We start from the raw sequence: 18,532 nt of genomic DNA, 5'->3' as shown, positions 1-18,532 counted from the left end.
TATGAAAGCCTTAGTTGTAGGTGTTGGTAAACTAGGCTACAGAATAGCAGCTTCACTAATAGATGAAAATTATGAAGTTACTGCTGTAGATTATGATGAAGATGTAATTGAAAATATTTCTAACTCACTTGATGTAATGAGCATTAACGCAAATGCTCTTGACTTTGGAGTCTTAGAAGAGTTAGATATTTCAACTTACGATTATGTAATTGCAACAACGACAAATGATGAAGCAAATGTAATACTTTGCACAATTTCAAAAAAACTAGGAGCGAAGTATGCAATAGCAAGAGTTCGTGACCCAGAATATAGAAAACATCTGAATTTTATTTCAGAAGAACTTGAAATAGATAAGATAATCAATCCAGATTATGCAACGGCAAGATCAATTGTCAAATACTTAATGAAAAGATATCAACTATATTCCGATGAGTTTGCAGGCGGAAAGGTATCTCTAGTTGAATTTAATATTGGAAATGACCAAAACTTCATTGATAAAAAAATCATGGATATTAAAAATATAAATGATTTACTTATTGCCGCAATATCAAGACAAGGCGAGGCAATTATTCCAAATGGTTCTACTGTCTTAAAAGAAAATGATGTAATTATCCTTGCAGGCAAATCTAAAAATATAGAAAATTTTGACAAGGAACACACTGGTATCAACAGAACGAGAAGTCTTAGGTCAACAATGATTTTAGGTGGTGGAAAAACTGGACTTTACCTTGCAATGCTTCTTATTAGAGAGCATGTAAATGTGACAATTGTTGAGCAAAATAGAGATAGATGCTTGCTTTTAAAAGAAATGGTTCCAGAAGCAGAAATCATAAATGGAGATGGAACTGATATAGATATTCTTGAAGAAGAAATGGTACACACTTACGATTCTTTTGTTGCTGCAACGGGAATTGACGAGGCGAATCTTTTAATGGCACTTGTCGCAAAACAAAGTGGAATTTATAAATCTGTTGCCAAAATTTCAAGGACTAATTACGACAAAGTCTTAGATAAACTTAATATTGATGCAGTTTTTAACACATCTTATATAACAGCTGCAGAAATCTTAAAAGAAGTAAGAGGCAAGGACTCACTTTCAATTCATCTTCTTTTAAATGGTCAAGTTGAAACAATTGAACTTATAATTAAAGAAAAACACTTAGTTAGCAATAAATTAATCGAAGAACTTAATTTGCCTGAAAACATACTTATCATAGCAATAGTAAGAGATGGCGAGATGATAGTTCCAAATGGTAAGACAAGACTTCTTCCTAAAGATAGAATAATTATATTTTGCAAACATGATGAAGCACCTAAGATGAAGAAAATTTTCTATTCTGAAGGCAAAATAAATGACATGATTAATACTATTAGAAATAGGGGAAATAAAGATGAATTATAAGCTAATATCCAAAATACTTGGATTCATTCTTTTAATAGAGACGGTTTTTATGGCGCCATCTCTTTTTATAGCAATGTATTCAAAGGATGGAAGCGCAAATGGATTTTTAATTCCAATGATTATATCAATAGTCCTTGGATTAATACTTACAAGAATTAACGCAGACAAAAAATCTCTTTCTCCAAGGGACGGAATCCTAATAGTTACTGCGACTTGGGTTTTAATTTCAATTATTGGAGCAGTCCCACTTACATTAAGTGGTGGAATATCTTATGTAGATTCATTTTTTGAAATTGTATCAGGATTCACTACAACTGGAGCAACAGTAATAAATGGTATTGAATCCTTTCCAATGTCTGTTGTTTTTTGGAGATCAATAACTCACTGGATTGGCGGTATGGGAATTCTTGTATTTACAGTTGGACTACTTCCAAAACTTGGAGTAGGAGGATTTCAAATTTATAAGGCGGAATCTCCAGGACCAGTTGCAGGAAAAATTGAGTCAACAATTTCTCAATCATCAAAAAGACTTTACATTATTTATATAGTGCTTACAGTAGCATTATTCATATGCCTAAAAATTGCAGGAATGCCAGTATTCGATTCTATTATTCACACATTTGGAGTTGTGGGTACAGGAGGATTCTCATCTTATAATGATTCTCTAATGAGTTATGACGGATACACTGTGCATTATATCTTGGCGATATTTATGTTTTTATGTTCTACAAACTTTGCGATTTATGCACTTATCAGCAAGAAGAAATTTAAAGATATTTTTGTAAATGATGAGCTAAAACTTTGGCTTGTAATCATTTTCGGATCAACTGTACTTATTGCAATGAATTTGTTTACAAATGGATATGATTCTGCTGCAATGGCAATTAGAGATTCCTTCTTTCAAGTTACATCAATTTCATCAACATCGGGATTTGCCAACGCAGATTACGATTTGTGGCCAAACTTTTCTAAATTTGTTTTATTAATACTGATGTTAATAGGAGGCTGTGCAGGTTCAACTGGTGGTGGAATTAAGGTTATAAGAATTTCTGTGCTTTTAAAACTTATAAAAAGAGAAATGATTAGAGCCACTCATCCAAAGGCAGTGCTTCCAATTTCATCTAATGGAAAGTTTTTAAATGACAGTGTTGTAATGGGAATTAACGCATACCTTGGAACATATTTTGTAATTTCAGTTATATCTACGGGAATAATAACTCTTTCAGGCGTTGATGTAATAACTGCATTTTCATCTGTGGCAACATGCTTATCAAATGTAGGTCCTGGATTTAATCTCGTAGGCCCAACTAATAACTTTGAATTTTATGGAGATTTATATAAAATTTATTTTAGCATTTTAATGCTTTTAGGAAGACTAGAATTTTTCACAATAATGGCACTTTTTGCTTCGAGAAATCACAGAAAGGAAATCATTAAATTATAATGAAAATTTTAATTATAGGCTCAGGGAAGGTAGGCTCAACTATTGCCAATACTCTGAGCCTTGAAAAATATAAAATAGATATTATAGATAGATTTGAAGAAAATTTTTCAAATATTACAAGTGCTGTCAATAAAATTAAGGGCGACATACTTGATGAAAATTTTATTAAGACACTTGATTTGGAATCCTATGATTATTCAATTGTTGCAACAGATAGCGACAAGACAAATTTAATAATCACATCAATATTAAAAGACTTGGACACAAAGATTATTTTAAGACTTGATGAAATGGAAAATATTTCTGAAATTAATTATATTAAGAGCAATTTTAAAAACATTGAAAATGTATTTAACACAAGTCTTGAAAGTGCAAAGCTTGCTATAAAATTAATTGGAAATTCAAATTATTACAAGGCAGATTATTTTGGCAAGGGAAAAATTGAAGTTGCAGGTCATTTAGTAGATATTGAAGATGAGTTTGCAAACCATAAGCTAAAAGACATTGGTGCAATTTCTACAATGCTTGTTGTTGCAATCTTAAGAAATGGAAATTTAATTGTGCCTCATGGAGATATTGAACTTTTCCCCGGAGATTACATCTATCTAATGGGTCTTTCTAAAGATATAAGAAACTTTAAATACAAATACTTTGAAATCAAAGAAAAAGAAGAAGACATAGAAGTTTTAATTGCATCGGGAAATGAAATCTTTAATTCATTAATTTCCAATTTAAAAAATGTTAACTTAAAAATAATTGAGCCAAAGAGAAATAAGTTCACAATGATGAGGAACAAAATTTCAAATGCTTTTGTAGTCAACGGAAGTCTTAAAAACGATAATTTCTTCGAAGATGAAAATATTTCAAAGGACGCAGTTTTTATTGCAAATACTCACAACGATGAACTAAATGTGGTACTTGGAATTATGGCAAAAAACCACGGAATAGAAAGAAATATAGTATTCCAATACGAAAACAATTATCTGAAGACTTTGGATTTTTTAGATATTCAAAGAATAATTGACCCTAAGGTTTTAATCGCAAATGAAATTATAAAGATAATTTCTGATGAAATGAAAGTTTCAATTAACTTTATGTTTGGTGGCAAGGCGCAAGTTTATGAAATTAAAATCCCTGATGATTTTAAATATATTGGCAAGACTTTATCAGAAATCGACCTTCACAATGAAATTATTATCGGTGGAATTATTAGATATGACAACTCTGCAGTAATTCCTAGGGGGAATACGAAAATTGAAAAAGGCGACAGACTTGTAATTTTCTGCACAAATGAAAGCAGAAAGGAACTTGAAAAATTAATTCATCCAGATTTACAGAAGAGCATCTTTGAATTCTTTAGGAGATGATATTTTGAAAGACATATTTAATAATGATTGGACAGAGATTCTAAAAGGTGAATTTGAAAAAGATTACTACAAAGAGCTTAGAAAACTTTTAATAAATGAATACAGAACTCACGAAATTTTTCCAAAGGCTGAGGATATTTTTAACGCTTTTAAATACACAGCTTATAGTGATGTAAAAGTTGTAATACTAGGTCAAGATCCTTATCACAATGTAGGCCAAGCTCATGGCCTTGCATTTTCAGTAAAAAAGGGAGTTAAGATCCCTCCATCTCTTGTTAATATTTACAAGGAACTTAACACTGATTTGGGACTTGAAATTCCTCAAACGGGATATCTAAAATCATGGGCAGATGAAGGGATAATGCTTTTAAACACGACACTTACAGTTCGAGCTCATGAGCCGATGAGTCATTCAAAAATCGGATGGGAAATTTTTACAAATTCAGTAATAGAAAAACTAAATGAAAAAGAAGAACCAATAGTATTTATACTTTGGGGAAATCACGCGAAGAAGAGAAAGAGTTTTATAACAAACCCAAAACATTTGATTATAGAGGGAGTTCATCCATCTCCACTATCTGCAAATAGAGGATTTTTTGGATCAAAGCCTTTCTCTCGTGCTAATAAATTTTTAGAAGAGAATAATATAAATCCACCAAGTTGGATTGTGAAGTAAAAGAGGTGAATTATGGAATATTTAGAAATAAAAGGTGCAGAGATAAAAAAAGTTGAGATTGCAGGAAATCCTGCACTTATAGTTGAGCCAAAGACAGATGAAGTTGTAAACACAATTGTATTTTATCACGGTTGGGGTTCTTGCAAAGAAAATCAAATCTTTAGAGCAAATATTTTTGCAAGCTATGGATATAGAGTAATCCTTCCTGATGCACAATTTCACGGCGAAAGAATACAGGAAGAAATTGATTATGAAGATGAAAAAGTCTCTGCAAATTTACTGCTTAGAGTAATAATGCACAGCATCGAAGAATCTCCATCAATTTTTAACTACATCAAAGAAAATTATCCTGGAAGTGAAATAGCAGTTGCTGGACATTCCATGGGAGCAATAACTGCTGGAGGACTTTACGGATTTAAAAAAGATTTGAAGATGGCATTTATCTACAATGGAATAAATAATTGGGAAGCAATGGTTAAGTGGCTTAATAATATTAGAGATGAAAAATCTACAAAGTATGAAGTATTTAGAGTTGATGAATTTTTCTTAGATATGGATCCAATGAATGCTGGATATTTATTTAAAGATAGACCAATGGTTTTATACAATGGAGCAGAAGATAAAGTAATTGATCCAGAAGGACAACACAGCTTCGTCGAAAAAATATCTTGCGAATACGAAAAACAAGAACTTTTAGAATTTAAAAAGTTTGAAGACGTGCCACATCAAATATCAACAGATATGCTAGAAGAATCAATAAAATTTGCAAAAGAAGTTGCTAAGTTTTAAATAAATACTAGGTAAATCCAGTACCTAATATATATAAAAACCCACTATAACGCTTATCGGATTTCGCTTTTATGGTGGGTTTTCTTACGCAAAAACTATGACTGCTAGAGAAATCTAGTAGTTTTTTTATTTTTCTTAACTCAATCTTTATATCCAATATAGTAAAATAAAATCAACAAGGAGGTTATTATGAAATCAAATAGATTTTTTTACTTATTTTTAGCAGTTTTTCTAGGAATTTTTGATCAAGTTTTTAATATTATAAACTACGAATACCTAGACAAATATTTTCAAAAAATATCAACTGATCCAAACTTCACTGCAATGATGGGCTCTTTAATTGAATTTTTAATTTTTGCTGCTGTATTTTACTTTGTTTTTAAAGACAATCCTCTTTTAAATAAAATGGATGCAAATTACGAAAGAAAGTCTTTAAAGCTTTATCAAATCATACTTATTGCACTTGGGCTTTCAGGCTTAACTGGAATATGGCTATTTATCGTAGACAAATTTTTAGTTGCAATTCCTTATTTTAAAAACAGCTTTGATACTTTTAATCAAGCAATGGACCTTGGAACAGATGGAAGTGCAAATTATTTAATCTCAATAATTTATGGGGCAGTTCTTGCTGCTCTAATGGAAGAGCTTTTATTTAGAGGAATTTTCCATAACTCAATTAAGATTCTCACAAAAAATAGATACGCTGCAATTATTTTAACTGGTATTTTATTTGGAATTTGGCACGGAATTTTAGTGCAGGGAATTTATGCTGCAATTGGAGGAATAATTTTCTCATACATTTACGAAAGAACGGGAAAAATTTATGTGACAATAATTATTCACTTTTTAAACAACTTTCTGTCAACAGTTATCTATGATTTAGACGATATTTTTCCAGGACTTTACAATGTTTTTGATATAATATGTATGTTAATGGTTCCTATTTTAATTTATATACTTTACAAATTAAAAAGTGACAAGAAAGAAATTCAAGGAGAATCATAAGATTAAAAGATATTTTTCAATTAAAAGATTATGGCTTTGATGAAAATTCAAAAGTAGAAATTTTTGACATGGATAATTTTGATGAAGCCATGGAAAATGATGAATTTGAAGAAGTCTACACTCCAGAAAATGAAGAATCATATGTCTATCAATATGGTTTTGTAATAGATGGTAAAATATTAGTGTTGATGGAAGAATAAGAAAAGCTCTGCAATTGCAGAGCTTACTTATTTTCTAAGACTTCTTAAAAGTTCTATTTCTTTTTTATGGCCTTCTAATTCGTTTGGTGTTTCCAAATAAAAAGGAAGGTCTTTTAATTTTTCGTGATTTATAATTTTTTCAATGGTCTCTAGTCCTAAATGGCCTTCTCCAATTGTTTCGTGTCTATCTTTATGGGCGCCTATTTCATTTTTGCTGTCATTTAAGTGAATTGCATAGAGTTTATCAAGTCCCACCACTTCGTCAAATTCATGAAGAACTCCATCTAAATCATTTACAATGTCATATCCTGCTTCGTGAATGTGACAAGTATCCATGCAAACTCCAATTTTATTTTTAAGATTTACTCTTTTTATAATTTCTGCAATCTCTTCAAATTTTGATCCAACTTCTGTTCCCTTTCCAGCCATTGTTTCAAGTAGAACTATTGTCTCTTGTTCTTCAGTCATAACGGAATTAATTTGCGCTGCAATTATTTCAATTGCCTTTTCTGCACCCATTCCAGTGTGTGAGCCTGGATGAAAATTATAATAAGTGTTTTTGAAATATTTTAATCTTTCAAGATCTTCCTTCAAAACTATATTAGCAAACTCTCTAACACTTTCTGTACTTGAGCAAGGGTTTAAAGTGTAGGGAGCATGTGCAAGAAGTGGTCCAAAATTATTTTCTCTTGCAAGGTCCATTAGTGAATTAATGTCACCTTCATCTAACTTCTTCATTCTCGAGCCACGAGGGTTTCTCGAGAAAAATTGAAATGTATTTGCATTTATTGAAAGGGCGTCTCTTCCCATATTTTCGTAACCACCTGAAGTTGAAAGATGGCATCCTATTACAAACATAGTACCTCCTAGTGAAATTTATTTTCTGCAGGGTCGTGATATTTAACAACCTTTGCAGGAACTCCTACTGCAGTTGAGTTTGGAGGAATGTCAGTTAAGACTAATGCGCCTGCTCCAATCTTTGCACCATCTCCAATGACAACTGGACCAAGGACAGTGGCACCAGTTCCAATTATTACATTGTTTCCAACAGTGGGGTGTCTCTTTTTTTCTTTTTCGTTTCCAGTTCCTCCAAGAGTTATATTGTGATACATGTGGCAGTTGTCGCCAATTTCAGCCGTTTCTCCAATTACGACGGCCATTCCATGATCTATAAATAAATTTTTGCCAATTTTTGCACCGGGATGAATTTCAATTCCAGTTTTCTTTCGCGCTCTTTGAGAAATCCACCTTGCAAAAGTTGTGTTGCCCCTTTCGTAAAAGTAATGAGCAATTCTGTATCTTATCATACAAGATACAATTGGATACATAAAAATTGCTTCAAATAAATTTTTACAGGCAGGGTCCTTTGTTAAGATAAACTCGCCATAGGATTTTAACTCTTTAAAAAAATTACTCATCTTTAAATAAATCTGTTGACATATACCTTTCTGCAGTGTCAGGTGCAACTGTCACAATATTTCCTCCTAATTTTTCTTGCATTTTTAATGCGCCAACTACATTGGCACCAGCTGAAATGCCAACTGAAAGTCCTTCTTCACGAGAAAGTCTTTTTGCCATTTCTATTGCTTCTTCTGATTTTACAGTAATTATATCATCAAGTACAGTTTTATCCAAAACTCCTGGCACGAAGTTTGCACCAATTCCTTGAATCTTATGAGAACCTGCATGACCTTCTGTAAGAAGTGGAGATTCAGCTGGTTCAAGGCCCCAAATTTTTACATCTTTAATTTTTGATTTTAAAAATCTTCCAACACCAGTTACAGTTCCGCCTGTACCAATACCTGCGACAAATCCTGTGATGTCCTTTAAATCATCATAAATTTCAGGACCTGTTGTTTCTTCGTGAGCCTTTGCATTGTACTTGTTTTCAAATTGATTTGGCATAAAGTATTCTCCAGTTGCAACAAGTTCTTTCGCCTTGTCAACTGCTGCTTGCATTCCACCTTCGCCAGTTAATATTAATTTTGCTCCGAAAGATTTAATAAGAGCACGTCTTTCAACACTCATTCCTTCTGGCATTACAATATTAACTTCGTATCCTAAAGCTTTACCAATTAATGCTATGGCAATTCCAGTATTACCACTTGTAGGTTCGACAATTTTCATTCCAGGTTTGAGTGAGCCATCTTCAATTGCTCCCTTAATCATATAATATGCAGGTCTGTCTTTAACGGATGCAGCTGGGTTTGTTTTTTCAACCTTTACATAAATGTTTCCGTTACCAATGTTTTTAAGTTTAACTAATTTTGTATTGCCAATTGTTTCTAAAATATTTTTCATGATTTCTTCTTCTCCTTTTTCTTTTTACTTTTTAACTACAATAAAAAAAGAGTACATGAATAATCACATACTCTTTAAATTCATTTACAAATATTGATTAGACATTCAAATAAGTCCTATAAAATTTTTATAGAACAACAACAGAATGCTTGAGCTGTTAAATTTTTATAATTTGAATAAAACATATTAATCGCTCCTTTAATCTTTATATTTATTATATTCCCAATTGAAAAAATTTCAAACAAAAATATTTAATAAATTACTAAGAATTTTAGCAAAAATCAAAAGAATTTAATTATTTCTTGAATATGACACGTATTCTTAGTTATAATGTAATAAGTAAATTAAAAGAGGTGTTGTATGAGAGTTTCAATTATCCTGGCTGCGGGAGAGGGAACGAGAATGAAGTCTGACACTCCTAAGGTGCTTCACGAAATTTTGGGAAGACCAATGCTTTTTTACGTTTTAAATTCTTGTAAAAATGCAGAGATTGAAAAAAATCTTGTTGTTGTTGGACACAATAAGGAAAAGGTGCGTGGCGCCTTTGAAGCAGATAAAGATATTGATTTTATTGAGCAACCTATTGGAGATGAATATCCCTATGGCACAGGTTTTGCTGTGAAGAATGCTCTTGGACCTATAAATGACGACGATACTGTAATTATTTTAAATGGAGATACTCCACTTATTTCTGAATACACTATAAGTTGCTTTTTAAAGTTTCACGAGGAAAAGGGCAATGATTTAACTGTTTTAACTGCAGATATGAAAGACCCTACTAATTATGGAAGAATCGTGAGAAATGAAAATGCAAATGTAGTTGCCATTGTTGAAGAAAAAGATGCAACTGAAAAGCAAAAGCTAATTAGAGAAATTAATTCTGGAATTTTTGCCTTTAAGGGAGATGCCTTAAAGTATGCAATTTCAAAAATAGATACTAATAATGCTGCAGGCGAAATGTATGTTACAGATGCTTTAAAGATTTTAGTTGATGAAAACAAAAAAGTAGGCTCTTTTATTTTAAGAGATACTAGAGAAATTCTTGGTGTCAATTCAAGATTTGAGCTTGCAAATGCTGCAGAGATTTTAAGAGAAAATATAAATAAAACTTATATGCTTGATGGAGTTGGCATAATCGACCCTAAGAGCACTTATATTGAATACGGTGCAGAAATAGATAGAGATGTTATGATTTATCCTAATTCTTATGTGGATAGATTTTCTGTGATTAAAAAGGGTGCTGTAATTAAAAATTCGACTATTAAAAATTCCACTATTTCTGAAGATGTTCTTATTCGCTCTTCTGAAATTGAAGATTCAAAGGTTGGCAAAAAAACAACTATTGGGCCATATGCACATCTTCGTCCTAATTCAAACATTGGAGAAAATTGTAAAATTGGAAACTTTGTTGAAGTGAAAAACTCAAATGTTGGAGATGGATCTAAGATGAGTCATCTTGCCTATGTTGGCGATGCTGACATTGGAAGTGGAGTAAATATTGGATGCGGAGTTGTTTTTGTAAATTACAATGGACGTGATAAGTTTAGAACTACTGTAGGCGACAATGCCTTTATTGGTTCTAATTCAAATTTAGTTGCACCAGTTGAAGTTGAAGAAAATGGTTATGTTGCAGCTGGTTCTACAATTACTAAAAAAGTTTTTAAGGGACAACTTTCAGTGGAGAGAGCCCCTCAAAAAAATATAGATGGCTGGGTAGAGAAAAAAGGATTTGTCAAATAGGAGGACATAATGAGCACAATTAATGGTGATATTGTAGTATTTACTGGAAATTCTAATATTAGTCTGGTAGACAAAATTTGCGAACATATTGGAATTGAAAAGAGCGCATGTAGCGTTTCTACATTTTCAGATGGAGAAATTTCCATTGACATTGGAATTTCTGTAAGAGGTAAGGACGCATATATTATTCAATCAACTTCTTCACCTGTCAATGATAATTTAATGGAGCTTCTTATTTTAATCGATGCATTAAAGAGAGCTTCTGCAGGTAGAATCAACGCAGTTATTCCATATTACGGATATGCAAGACAAGATAGAAAGACAAAGGCAAGAGAACCAATCACATCTAAACTTGTAGCAGACCTTTTAACTAAGGCTGGAGCTGATAGAGTTGTTGCAATGGATCTTCACGCTGGACAAATCCAAGGATATTTTGACATCCCAGTTGATCACTTAACAGCAATTCCATATCTTGCAAGATATTTTAAAGATATTGTTAAAAAAGACGATTTCGTTGTAGTTTCGCCTGACCTAGGTGGAGTTACAAGAACTAGAAGATTTGCCAATGAATTAAATCTTCCAATTGCAATTATAGAAAAGAGAAGACCAAAGGCAAATGTAAGTGAAGTTATGAACATTATAGGTGATGTTGATGGTAAATCTGTAATTTTAGTTGATGATATTGCAGATACTGCAGGAACTATTACAAAGGCAGCTGATGCTCTAAAGGCAAATGGTGCAACTTATGTATATGCAGCAGCAACTCATGGAGTGCTATCTGGTCCTGCAATTGAGAGAATTAAAAATTCTTCTCTTGAAAAATTTGTAATTACTGATACAATTGAGCTTCCTGAAGAAAAGAAAATTGACAATATAGATATTGTCTCAGTTGCTCCAATTTTTGCATCAGCAATTAAGAGAATTAACACTTCTACATCAGTAAGTGAAATGTTTGAATAATAGATAGGAGAAATAATTGTATATAATAGCAGGCCTTGGTAATCCTGGTAAAAAATACGAGGATACCAGACATAATGTAGGTTTTAAGACTATAGATGTGCTTGCGGACAAATTAAACATAAAAGTTAATAAGATTAAATTTAAGGGGCTTGTAGGTGAAGGAAGAATTGCTGGAGATAAGGTAATTCTTCTAAAGCCCCATACTTTTATGAATAATTCCGGAGAGTCAATAGTTGAAATTTTAAATTTCTATAAATTAAAACCAGAAGATTTAATAGTAGTAGTTGATGATATAGACATTGAGTTTGCTCAGATTAAGATTAAGAAAAATGGGTCGGCAGGCACTCACAATGGACTTAAATCAATAGTAAATTTAACAGGTAGTAAAGACTTTGCCAGGTTTAAAATTGGTGTTGGAAAAAAACACCCCAATGAAGATTTGGCAAATTTTGTGCTGTCCACTTTTCCGTCAAAGGACAAAAAGCATATTGAAGATGCAGTAGATGCATGTGCAGATGCAATAATTCTTGCAGCTAGAGATGGAGTGGATGTTGCAATGAATAATTATAACAATAATATATATTAGAGGTGATTTTTTGAGTTTTTTAATAGAAACTGTAAAATCTACAAAGGCTTTTAAAGATCTTTATAATTCTCTAAAAAGCTCTTCTAATACTGGTGTCTTTGGTTCAGAAGAATCTGTTATATCACTTCTTTCTTCTGCTTTTTCAGATGAAGGAAAAAAGATTTGCGTAATCAGTCAAAATAGAATTTCTGCAAGAAAAACTTATGAAGATATTTCTAATCTAATAGATGAAGTCACAGTTTATTATCCTGAGAAGGACTTATTTTTCTACGACAGAGATTCAAAGTCTAAGGAAAACACAAAGCTTAGACTTCATGCTATGGAGAAGACTGTTACTGGTGATGCGAAGGTTGTTATTACAACACTTGATGCACTGACTTCAAAGATTTCAACGCCTGATAAGTTTAGACAAAATAAAATAGAAATATCTCTTGATTCTGTAATTGATATTGAAGAAATTAGAGAAAAACTTGTAGATATGGGTTATGAAAGATATCCTCTTGTTGAAGGTGCAGGGCAATTTTCGATAAGAGGTTCAATTATTGATATTGCAACTCATGACACGAGTTACCGTATAGAACTTTTTGATGACGAAGTTGATTCAATAAGAACCTTTGAAATTGAAAGTCAAAGGTCAATTGAAAAACTTGATGAGATAAATATTTTTCCTATTGATGATTTAATATTAGATTCCAAGGAAAAATTAGAAATTTCTAAGAGAATACGAAATGATTTAGACTCATCTAAACTTGAAGGAAAAGAAAGAGATAGACTTTCAGAGAAGTTTCTAAAATATATTGACAAGCTTGAAAACGGAGAAAATGTACTAAATAAGGATTTAATACTTCCCTATGTAGGCGAATACTCATCATTTTTAGATTACTTAGATGATTTTATATTTTTTATAGATGAGCCAACTAGAATTATTGAAAGAGAAGAAGAAATCTTTGTAAACAACAATGAAAAAATTGCAGCACTTTGTGAAAGTGGAGAAGTCACAAAGTCTCACGAAGATGCAGTTATAAATTATCTTGATATTGTCGAAAGACTAAATGAAGAAAAGATAGCGACTTTTAATGCACTTTTAAAACCACCTAAGATGTTTAAGCCAAAAGACATTGTAAATATTACAGTAAAAAATGTAACTAATTACATGTCTAAGATTAAACTTTTCAAAGAAGACTTAGATTATTATAGAAAAAATAATTACAAGGTGATTTTACTTGGTGCCACAGAAAAAAGAGCCAAGAGACTTTTTGAGCACATTGTAGAGCTTGGATATTCCCCTGACTTTGCAAAAACTTATGACGATACAAAAAAATCTTCGGACTTAGTTGTCACAACTGGCTCAATAAATTCTGGAGTTGAGTTTACAAGCTCTAAAATTGTCTTTATAAATTACTCTGAAATTTATGGCTCAATTTCCAAAAAGAAAAAGCCTAAGGTAAAAAAGAAAAAACAACTAAACTTCGAGGACTTAGAAATTGGAGATTATGTAGTTCACGAAACCCATGGTGTAGGGAAATATGTTGGCACAGAAAGGCTTGAAGTTTCAGGGATTTCTAGAGACTATATAGTCATTGAATATGGCGGTGAGGATAAATTATTCCTTCCAATTGAATCCTTAGATTTAATTTACAAATATGTGCATGATGGAAATTCAAAGCCAAAGGTCAACAAACTAAATTCTCTTGAATGGTCCAAGAAAAAGCAAAGGGCGAAAAAATCCATTGACGACATGGCAGATGAACTCATTAAACTTTACGCAGTTCGTGAAAACACAGAAGGCTATCAATTTAGCGAAGACAGTCAGTATCAAAGAGAATTTGAAGATGCCTTTATCTACGAAGAGACAAATGGTCAGTTAGTTTCATCAGAAGAAATAAAAAGGGACATGCAAAGACCAGTTCCAATGGATAGACTTCTTTGTGCAGATGTTGGATACGGAAAGACTGAAGTTGCACTTAGAGCTGCTTTTAAGGCAATACTTGATGGCAAGCAAGTTGCATTTTTAGTGCCAACTACAATACTTGCTCAGCAACATTACAACACAATTATTGATAGATTTAAAAATTTCCCAGTGGGAGTTGGCCTTCTTTCAAGATTCAGAAGTAAGAAAGAAATTAAAGAAGACTTAGAAGGCCTAAAAAATGGAAACATCGACATCATCGTTGGAACTCACAGACTTTTATCAAAAGATGTTAAATTTAAAGATTTGGGGCTTTTAATAATTGATGAGGAGCAAAGATTCGGAGTGCGCCATAAAGAAAAACTTAGAATGTTAAAAGAAAATGTGGACACTTTAACTCTTACTGCAACTCCAATTCCAAGGACTTTACAAATGTCTATGATTGGTATAAGAGATATGTCTGTTATTGAAGATCCACCTGAAGAGAGATTTCCAGTTGAAACTTATGTCTTAGAGTACAATGATCTTATGATTCGTGAAGCGATTTTAAAAGAAATCGACAGAGATGGACAAGTTTACTTCTTGTATAATAGAGTACAAAATATGGAAAATAAACTTTTGGAACTTAGAAGACTTGTGCCAGAGGCAACTTTTGCCATGGCAAATGGTCAAATGAGCGAAAAAGTTTTGGAAGATACCATGATTGATTTTATAAATGGAGAAATTGATGTATTAGTTTGTTCTACAATTATAGAAACGGGAATGGATGTAAAAAATGCAAATACTATGATTATTACCGACTCCAATAGACTTGGACTTTCACAACTTTATCAATTAAGAGGTAGAATTGGCAGGTCATCAAGAATTGCCTATGCGTATTTTACCTATGACAAGAGTTCATCAATTTCAGAAGTTGCACAAAAAAGACTTTCGGCAATAAAAGAATTTACAGAATTTGGATCTGGCCATAAAATTGCACAAAGAGACTTGGAGATTAGAGGATCGGGTTCAATACTAGGATCAAGACAATCAGGTCACATCGACCAAATTGGTTATGACCTATATATGAAATATTTAAAAGATGCAATTTCTAAATTAAAGGGAATTGAAGTTGAAGAAGAAGTTGAAACATCAATTGATATTAAAATCAACTCTTTCATTCCTAAAGAATATATAGAAGATGACAGAATTAGACTTGAAATTTATAAAAAGATTTCCGTTATATCAAGTGATGAAGAATACTCTGATTTAGTAGATGAATTAATAGATAGATTTTCAGACTTGCCAGAAGAAGTTTCAAACCTTATGGATATAGCTTTTCTAAAAAATAGAGCTCAAAGAGCGAATGTTAAATCAATTACAGAGAGAAATGGCGAGTTTAGAATTAAACTAGATGGAGAAATTTCTGTCGAGACAGTACTTGAATTAAATAATGAATTTGAAAATATTTCTTATTCACTTGGAGAAGAAAATGAAATAGTTCTTACAAAATTAAAATATCCTCTAGAAGAGTTAAAAAAACTTATAAGTATTTTAATTTTACACAAAATGGACACAAAAACAACGGAAAACTAGTGTATAATAAAACAAAGTAAGAAAAGGAGAGAATTATGTTTTTTAAAAAATTAGGCACAATAGCTTTATCAGCTGTATTAATAAGTTCACTTGCAGGATGTGGCAAAAAAGAAGGAGTTGCTGCAGAAGTTAATGGAGTAGAAATTCCAATAGAATCATTCTACAAATCTTACTCTGCAAGTGCTAACCAATTAGTAGCACAATATGGAGAAGATTACCTTGCAGAAAAGGAACCTACAACACAAAAGACTTATAAACAACTTTTAGGAGAAAATGCTTTAAGAGACCTTACACAAATCGAAATGGTAAAACAAGATGCAGAAAAATCTAAAATCACTGTTTCAGATGAAGAAGTAAACAAACAACTTGAAGCAATTAAAGCTCAACTTGGCGGACAAGAAGCCTTTAACGCATTCTTAAAAGACAATGGTTTAGAAGAAGAATTTGTAGTTAATAATCTTAAAAACCAAATGCTACTTTCAAAATATGTAGAAACTAAGCAAAAAGAACTTGAACCAACTGAAGATGAAGTTAAAAAATACTACGAAGACAACAAAGACAAATTCTATACTGCTAAGGCATCTCATATTTTAGTAGATAACTTAAAAGAGGCTAATGTAATCAGAAAAGAAATCCAAAAAGGTGGAGACTTCGCTGAAATTGCTAAAGAAAAATCAAAAGATACAGGTTCAGCTCAAAATGGTGGATCACTTGGAGAATTTAAAAACGGACAAATGGTGCCACAATTTGACGAAGCAATTCAAAAAATGAAGGTTGGAGAAATTTCTGAACCAATCCAATCACAATTTGGATACCATGTAATTAAACTTGAAGAAAAGAAACCAGCAGAATTTGATGCAGTTAAAGATCAAATTAAAGCAACTTTACAACAAGAAAAATTCCAAAAATACATGGAAGACTTAACAAAAAAATCAAAGACTAAAAACTATGTAGATCCTTCTAAGGACTTTGAAGTTCCAGAAGAATACAAAAACTATGGCAAATCAAAACAACAAGAAGCTCAAAAAGAATCAAATACAGCAGTCAAAGAAGCTGAGCAACAAACAAATAAAGCTGCAAACAAAGCAACTGAAGAAGTAAAAGAAACTGCAGAAAAAGCAAAATAAAATCAAGAAGGCCTTCGGGTCTTCTTTTTTTAAAAAATTTTTTTGTAAAGAATATAAAAAAGTTTTAAATAAATTGAGAGAAAAGCTTATCATTTTATTTCATTATCTGTTATAATAAAAACTAGATTAGTGTGTGATAGATGAAAGAGGTGACTCTATGAGTTTTTCATCTGATGTAAAAAATGAAGTTGCAAAAATTCGCGTTGAAGATTATAATATTATTATTTCCGAACTAGCAGGCATCACTCCAATGTGTGGAGTCTTGAAATACAAGAATTTCAACCTTTCAATGGAATATGTGACGGAAAATGCTCCTGTTGCAAGGAGAATTTTTACATTTCTAAGAAAGTCCTTTGGTTTTGATGTTGAAGTAAGAAATGCAAAGTCGAAGCAGCTTAAGAAAAATTTATACATTATAAATGTTGATGAAGATGAATCTTGCAGGTTGCTTTTAGATGAGTTAAAATATATTAGGGATGAAAACGTATTTATAAAAAACTACAGACCTGTGGAGATTACAAAAAGTATTAGAGAGAAAAAAGCATATATTAGAGGAGCTTTTTTGGGAGCAGGTTCTATAACAAATCCAGAAAAATCTTATCATTTGGAATTTGTGTGTAGTGACGAAGAAAATGCGGACTTCTTAAGAGAAAAGATTAATGATTTTGGACTTAATTCTAAGGTCACAACTAGAAAAGATAAATATATTGTCTATATCAAGGAAGCTGAACAAATTTCTGATTTCCTTTCGGTGATTGGAGCTTTTAATTCTCTTTTAAAATTTGAAAATATTAGAGTTTTAAAAGAGATGAGAAATAATGTAAATAGAATTGTAAATTGTGAGACAGCAAATTTAAATAAGACAGTTAAGTCTTCCTTGGATCAAGTAGAGGATATTAAGTTAATAGATAGAGAGATTGGACTAGAAAATCTCGATGATGAATTAAAATTGTTGGCAGATATAAGGATGAATAATAGATCTATGAGTCTTAGTGATATTGCAAATTCTTTAGAGCCAAAGGTATCTAAGTCGACAATAAACTACAGATTTAAGAAGTTAAAAAGAATTGCAAATAAGTTAAGGGGTGTTCAAGATGCAAAGTAATAAAGTTGTTCTTAACAATGAAGATGGACTTCATGCAAGAGCCGCGGCGCTTTTCGTAAGAGAGGCTAATAGATTTTCTTGCGATATAAACTTAGAGGCTCATGGTGATAAAGTTAACGGGAAAAGTATTATTGGAATTATGTCATTAGGTGCATTTAATGGCGAAGAAGTAGTAATATATGCAGAAGGTCCAGATGAAGAAGAAGCCGTTGCAAGACTTACTCATATTATAGAAAAAGATTTTGTTAATATTTGATGTGGTCTTGCCACGTACATAGTATCTTATAATTTTTTAAAATAATACTTTAAATTTAAATATTTAAATTACCCTTGCATAAATAAATTG

17 protein-coding genes are annotated in these 18,532 nt (G+C 31.8%); 14 read left to right on the top strand and 3 right to left on the bottom strand.

The window, feature by feature from the left end; genetic code table 11:
- The first annotated feature begins 1 nt into the window (after nucleotide 1).
- From trkA to KQI68_RS10390, 7 genes are all read left to right on the top strand, one after another.
- The gene (gene trkA / locus KQI68_RS00310; RefSeq protein ID WP_216547924.1) at nucleotides 2-1,402 is read left to right on the top strand and encodes a Trk system potassium transporter TrkA; all 1,401 of its coding nucleotides are present in this window, start codon (nucleotides 2-4) and stop codon (nucleotides 1,400-1,402) included.
- Entirely contained in the window at nucleotides 1,392-2,846 is a 1,455-nt protein-coding gene (locus tag KQI68_RS00305) for a TrkH family potassium uptake protein (RefSeq protein ID WP_216547922.1), read from the top strand. The genes trkA and KQI68_RS00305 overlap by 11 nt, the downstream gene beginning before the upstream one ends.
- Nucleotides 2,846-4,213 (top strand): TrkA C-terminal domain-containing protein, encoded by a 1,368-nt coding sequence (locus KQI68_RS00300; RefSeq protein ID WP_216547921.1) that lies wholly within the window; start codon nucleotides 2,846-2,848, stop codon nucleotides 4,211-4,213. Before KQI68_RS00305 ends, KQI68_RS00300 begins: the two co-directional genes overlap by 1 nt.
- 4 nt (nucleotides 4,214-4,217) lie before the next feature.
- Entirely contained in the window at nucleotides 4,218-4,889 is a 672-nt protein-coding gene (locus KQI68_RS00295; protein ID WP_216547919.1) for a uracil-DNA glycosylase, read from the top strand.
- 12 nt (nucleotides 4,890-4,901) lie between these two features.
- Nucleotides 4,902-5,678, top strand: a complete 777-nt coding sequence (locus KQI68_RS00290) for an alpha/beta hydrolase family protein (protein WP_216547918.1) — start codon at nucleotides 4,902-4,904, stop codon at nucleotides 5,676-5,678.
- A 189-nt stretch (nucleotides 5,679-5,867) separates the two neighbouring features.
- The gene (locus KQI68_RS00285) at nucleotides 5,868-6,683 is read left to right on the top strand and encodes a CPBP family intramembrane glutamic endopeptidase (RefSeq protein WP_216547916.1); all 816 of its coding nucleotides are present in this window, start codon (nucleotides 5,868-5,870) and stop codon (nucleotides 6,681-6,683) included.
- A gap of 68 nt (nucleotides 6,684-6,751) precedes the next feature.
- Nucleotides 6,752-6,883: a hypothetical protein gene (locus KQI68_RS10390; RefSeq protein WP_281422225.1), complete on the top strand. Its 132-nt coding sequence runs from the start codon at nucleotides 6,752-6,754 to the stop codon at nucleotides 6,881-6,883.
- 27 nt (nucleotides 6,884-6,910) lie between these two features.
- On the opposite strand, the gene KQI68_RS00280 is transcribed toward KQI68_RS10390, so the two are convergent.
- Genes KQI68_RS00280 through cysK form a run of 3 tightly spaced genes read right to left on the bottom strand, consistent with a single transcriptional unit; the run spans nucleotide 6,911 to nucleotide 9,184 of the window.
- The gene (locus tag KQI68_RS00280; RefSeq protein ID WP_216547915.1) at nucleotides 6,911-7,741 is read right to left on the bottom strand and encodes a deoxyribonuclease IV; all 831 of its coding nucleotides are present in this window, start codon (nucleotides 7,739-7,741) and stop codon (nucleotides 6,911-6,913) included.
- A gap of 8 nt (nucleotides 7,742-7,749) precedes the next feature.
- Nucleotides 7,750-8,301, bottom strand: coding sequence for a serine O-acetyltransferase EpsC (gene epsC / locus KQI68_RS00275; protein ID WP_216547914.1), 552 nt, complete (start codon nucleotides 8,299-8,301; stop codon nucleotides 7,750-7,752).
- Nucleotides 8,294-9,184 carry a cysteine synthase A gene (gene cysK, locus KQI68_RS00270; RefSeq protein WP_216547913.1) on the bottom strand — a complete coding sequence of 297 codons (891 nt, stop codon included), beginning with the start codon at nucleotides 9,182-9,184 and terminating at the stop codon, nucleotides 8,294-8,296. Before cysK ends, epsC begins: the two co-directional genes overlap by 8 nt.
- 360 nt (nucleotides 9,185-9,544) lie before the next feature.
- On the opposite strand from cysK, the gene glmU reads away from it, so the two are divergent.
- The 7 genes from glmU to KQI68_RS00235 all read left to right on the top strand — a co-directional run bounded on the left by glmU (nucleotide 9,545) and on the right by KQI68_RS00235 (nucleotide 18,442).
- The gene (gene glmU / locus KQI68_RS00265; RefSeq protein WP_216547912.1) at nucleotides 9,545-10,924 is read left to right on the top strand and encodes a bifunctional UDP-N-acetylglucosamine diphosphorylase/glucosamine-1-phosphate N-acetyltransferase GlmU; all 1,380 of its coding nucleotides are present in this window, start codon (nucleotides 9,545-9,547) and stop codon (nucleotides 10,922-10,924) included.
- Between the two features lie 9 nt (nucleotides 10,925-10,933).
- Nucleotides 10,934-11,884, top strand: a complete 951-nt coding sequence (locus KQI68_RS00260) for a ribose-phosphate diphosphokinase (protein WP_216547911.1) — start codon at nucleotides 10,934-10,936, stop codon at nucleotides 11,882-11,884.
- A 16-nt stretch (nucleotides 11,885-11,900) separates the two neighbouring features.
- Nucleotides 11,901-12,470 (top strand): aminoacyl-tRNA hydrolase, encoded by a 570-nt coding sequence (gene pth / locus KQI68_RS00255; RefSeq protein ID WP_216547910.1) that lies wholly within the window; start codon nucleotides 11,901-11,903, stop codon nucleotides 12,468-12,470.
- Between the two features lie 10 nt (nucleotides 12,471-12,480).
- Nucleotides 12,481-15,954, top strand: a complete 3,474-nt coding sequence (gene mfd / locus KQI68_RS00250; RefSeq protein WP_216547909.1) for a transcription-repair coupling factor — start codon at nucleotides 12,481-12,483, stop codon at nucleotides 15,952-15,954.
- 35 nt (nucleotides 15,955-15,989) lie between these two features.
- On the top strand, nucleotides 15,990-17,081 hold the full coding sequence (locus KQI68_RS00245) for a peptidylprolyl isomerase (protein ID WP_216547908.1): 1,092 nt from the start codon (nucleotides 15,990-15,992) through the stop codon (nucleotides 17,079-17,081).
- Between the two features lie 157 nt (nucleotides 17,082-17,238).
- Nucleotides 17,239-18,186 carry a DNA-binding protein WhiA gene (gene whiA / locus KQI68_RS00240; protein WP_216547907.1) on the top strand — a complete coding sequence of 316 codons (948 nt, stop codon included), beginning with the start codon at nucleotides 17,239-17,241 and terminating at the stop codon, nucleotides 18,184-18,186.
- On the top strand, nucleotides 18,176-18,442 hold the full coding sequence (locus tag KQI68_RS00235; protein WP_216547906.1) for an HPr family phosphocarrier protein: 267 nt from the start codon (nucleotides 18,176-18,178) through the stop codon (nucleotides 18,440-18,442). Before whiA ends, KQI68_RS00235 begins: the two co-directional genes overlap by 11 nt.
- The last annotated feature ends 90 nt before the right edge of the window (nucleotides 18,443-18,532 follow it).

This window comes from Peptoniphilus ovalis (assembly GCF_018919265.1).
Taxonomy (GTDB): Bacteria; Bacillota; Clostridia; order Tissierellales; family Peptoniphilaceae; genus Peptoniphilus_A; species Peptoniphilus_A ovalis.
This window is presented reverse-complemented; position numbering and strand designations above follow the sequence as displayed.

Excerpts from the sequence above, each read along its gene's own strand:
- KQI68_RS00280 (WP_216547915.1), bottom strand. The coding sequence starts at position 7,741 with ATGTTTGTAATAGGATGCCATCTTTCAACTTCAGGTGGTTACGAAAAT.
- KQI68_RS00285 (WP_216547916.1), top strand. The coding sequence starts at position 5,868 with ATGAAATCAAATAGATTTTTTTACTTATTTTTAGCAGTTTTTCTAGGA.
- KQI68_RS00305 (WP_216547922.1), top strand. The coding sequence starts at position 1,392 with ATGAATTATAAGCTAATATCCAAAATACTTGGATTCATTCTTTTAATA.
- KQI68_RS00235 (WP_216547906.1), top strand. The coding sequence starts at position 18,176 with ATGCAAAGTAATAAAGTTGTTCTTAACAATGAAGATGGACTTCATGCA.
- glmU (WP_216547912.1), top strand. The coding sequence starts at position 9,545 with ATGAGAGTTTCAATTATCCTGGCTGCGGGAGAGGGAACGAGAATGAAG.
- KQI68_RS00290 (WP_216547918.1), top strand. The coding sequence starts at position 4,902 with ATGGAATATTTAGAAATAAAAGGTGCAGAGATAAAAAAAGTTGAGATT.
- cysK (WP_216547913.1), bottom strand. The coding sequence starts at position 9,184 with ATGAAAAATATTTTAGAAACAATTGGCAATACAAAATTAGTTAAACTT.
- KQI68_RS10390 (WP_281422225.1), top strand. The coding sequence starts at position 6,752 with ATGGATAATTTTGATGAAGCCATGGAAAATGATGAATTTGAAGAAGTC.
- KQI68_RS00300 (WP_216547921.1), top strand. The coding sequence starts at position 2,846 with ATGAAAATTTTAATTATAGGCTCAGGGAAGGTAGGCTCAACTATTGCC.
- trkA (WP_216547924.1), top strand. The coding sequence starts at position 2 with ATGAAAGCCTTAGTTGTAGGTGTTGGTAAACTAGGCTACAGAATAGCA.
- KQI68_RS00260 (WP_216547911.1), top strand. The coding sequence starts at position 10,934 with ATGAGCACAATTAATGGTGATATTGTAGTATTTACTGGAAATTCTAAT.
- KQI68_RS00245 (WP_216547908.1), top strand. The coding sequence starts at position 15,990 with ATGTTTTTTAAAAAATTAGGCACAATAGCTTTATCAGCTGTATTAATA.
- whiA (WP_216547907.1), top strand. The coding sequence starts at position 17,239 with ATGAGTTTTTCATCTGATGTAAAAAATGAAGTTGCAAAAATTCGCGTT.
- epsC (WP_216547914.1), bottom strand. The coding sequence starts at position 8,301 with ATGAGTAATTTTTTTAAAGAGTTAAAATCCTATGGCGAGTTTATCTTA.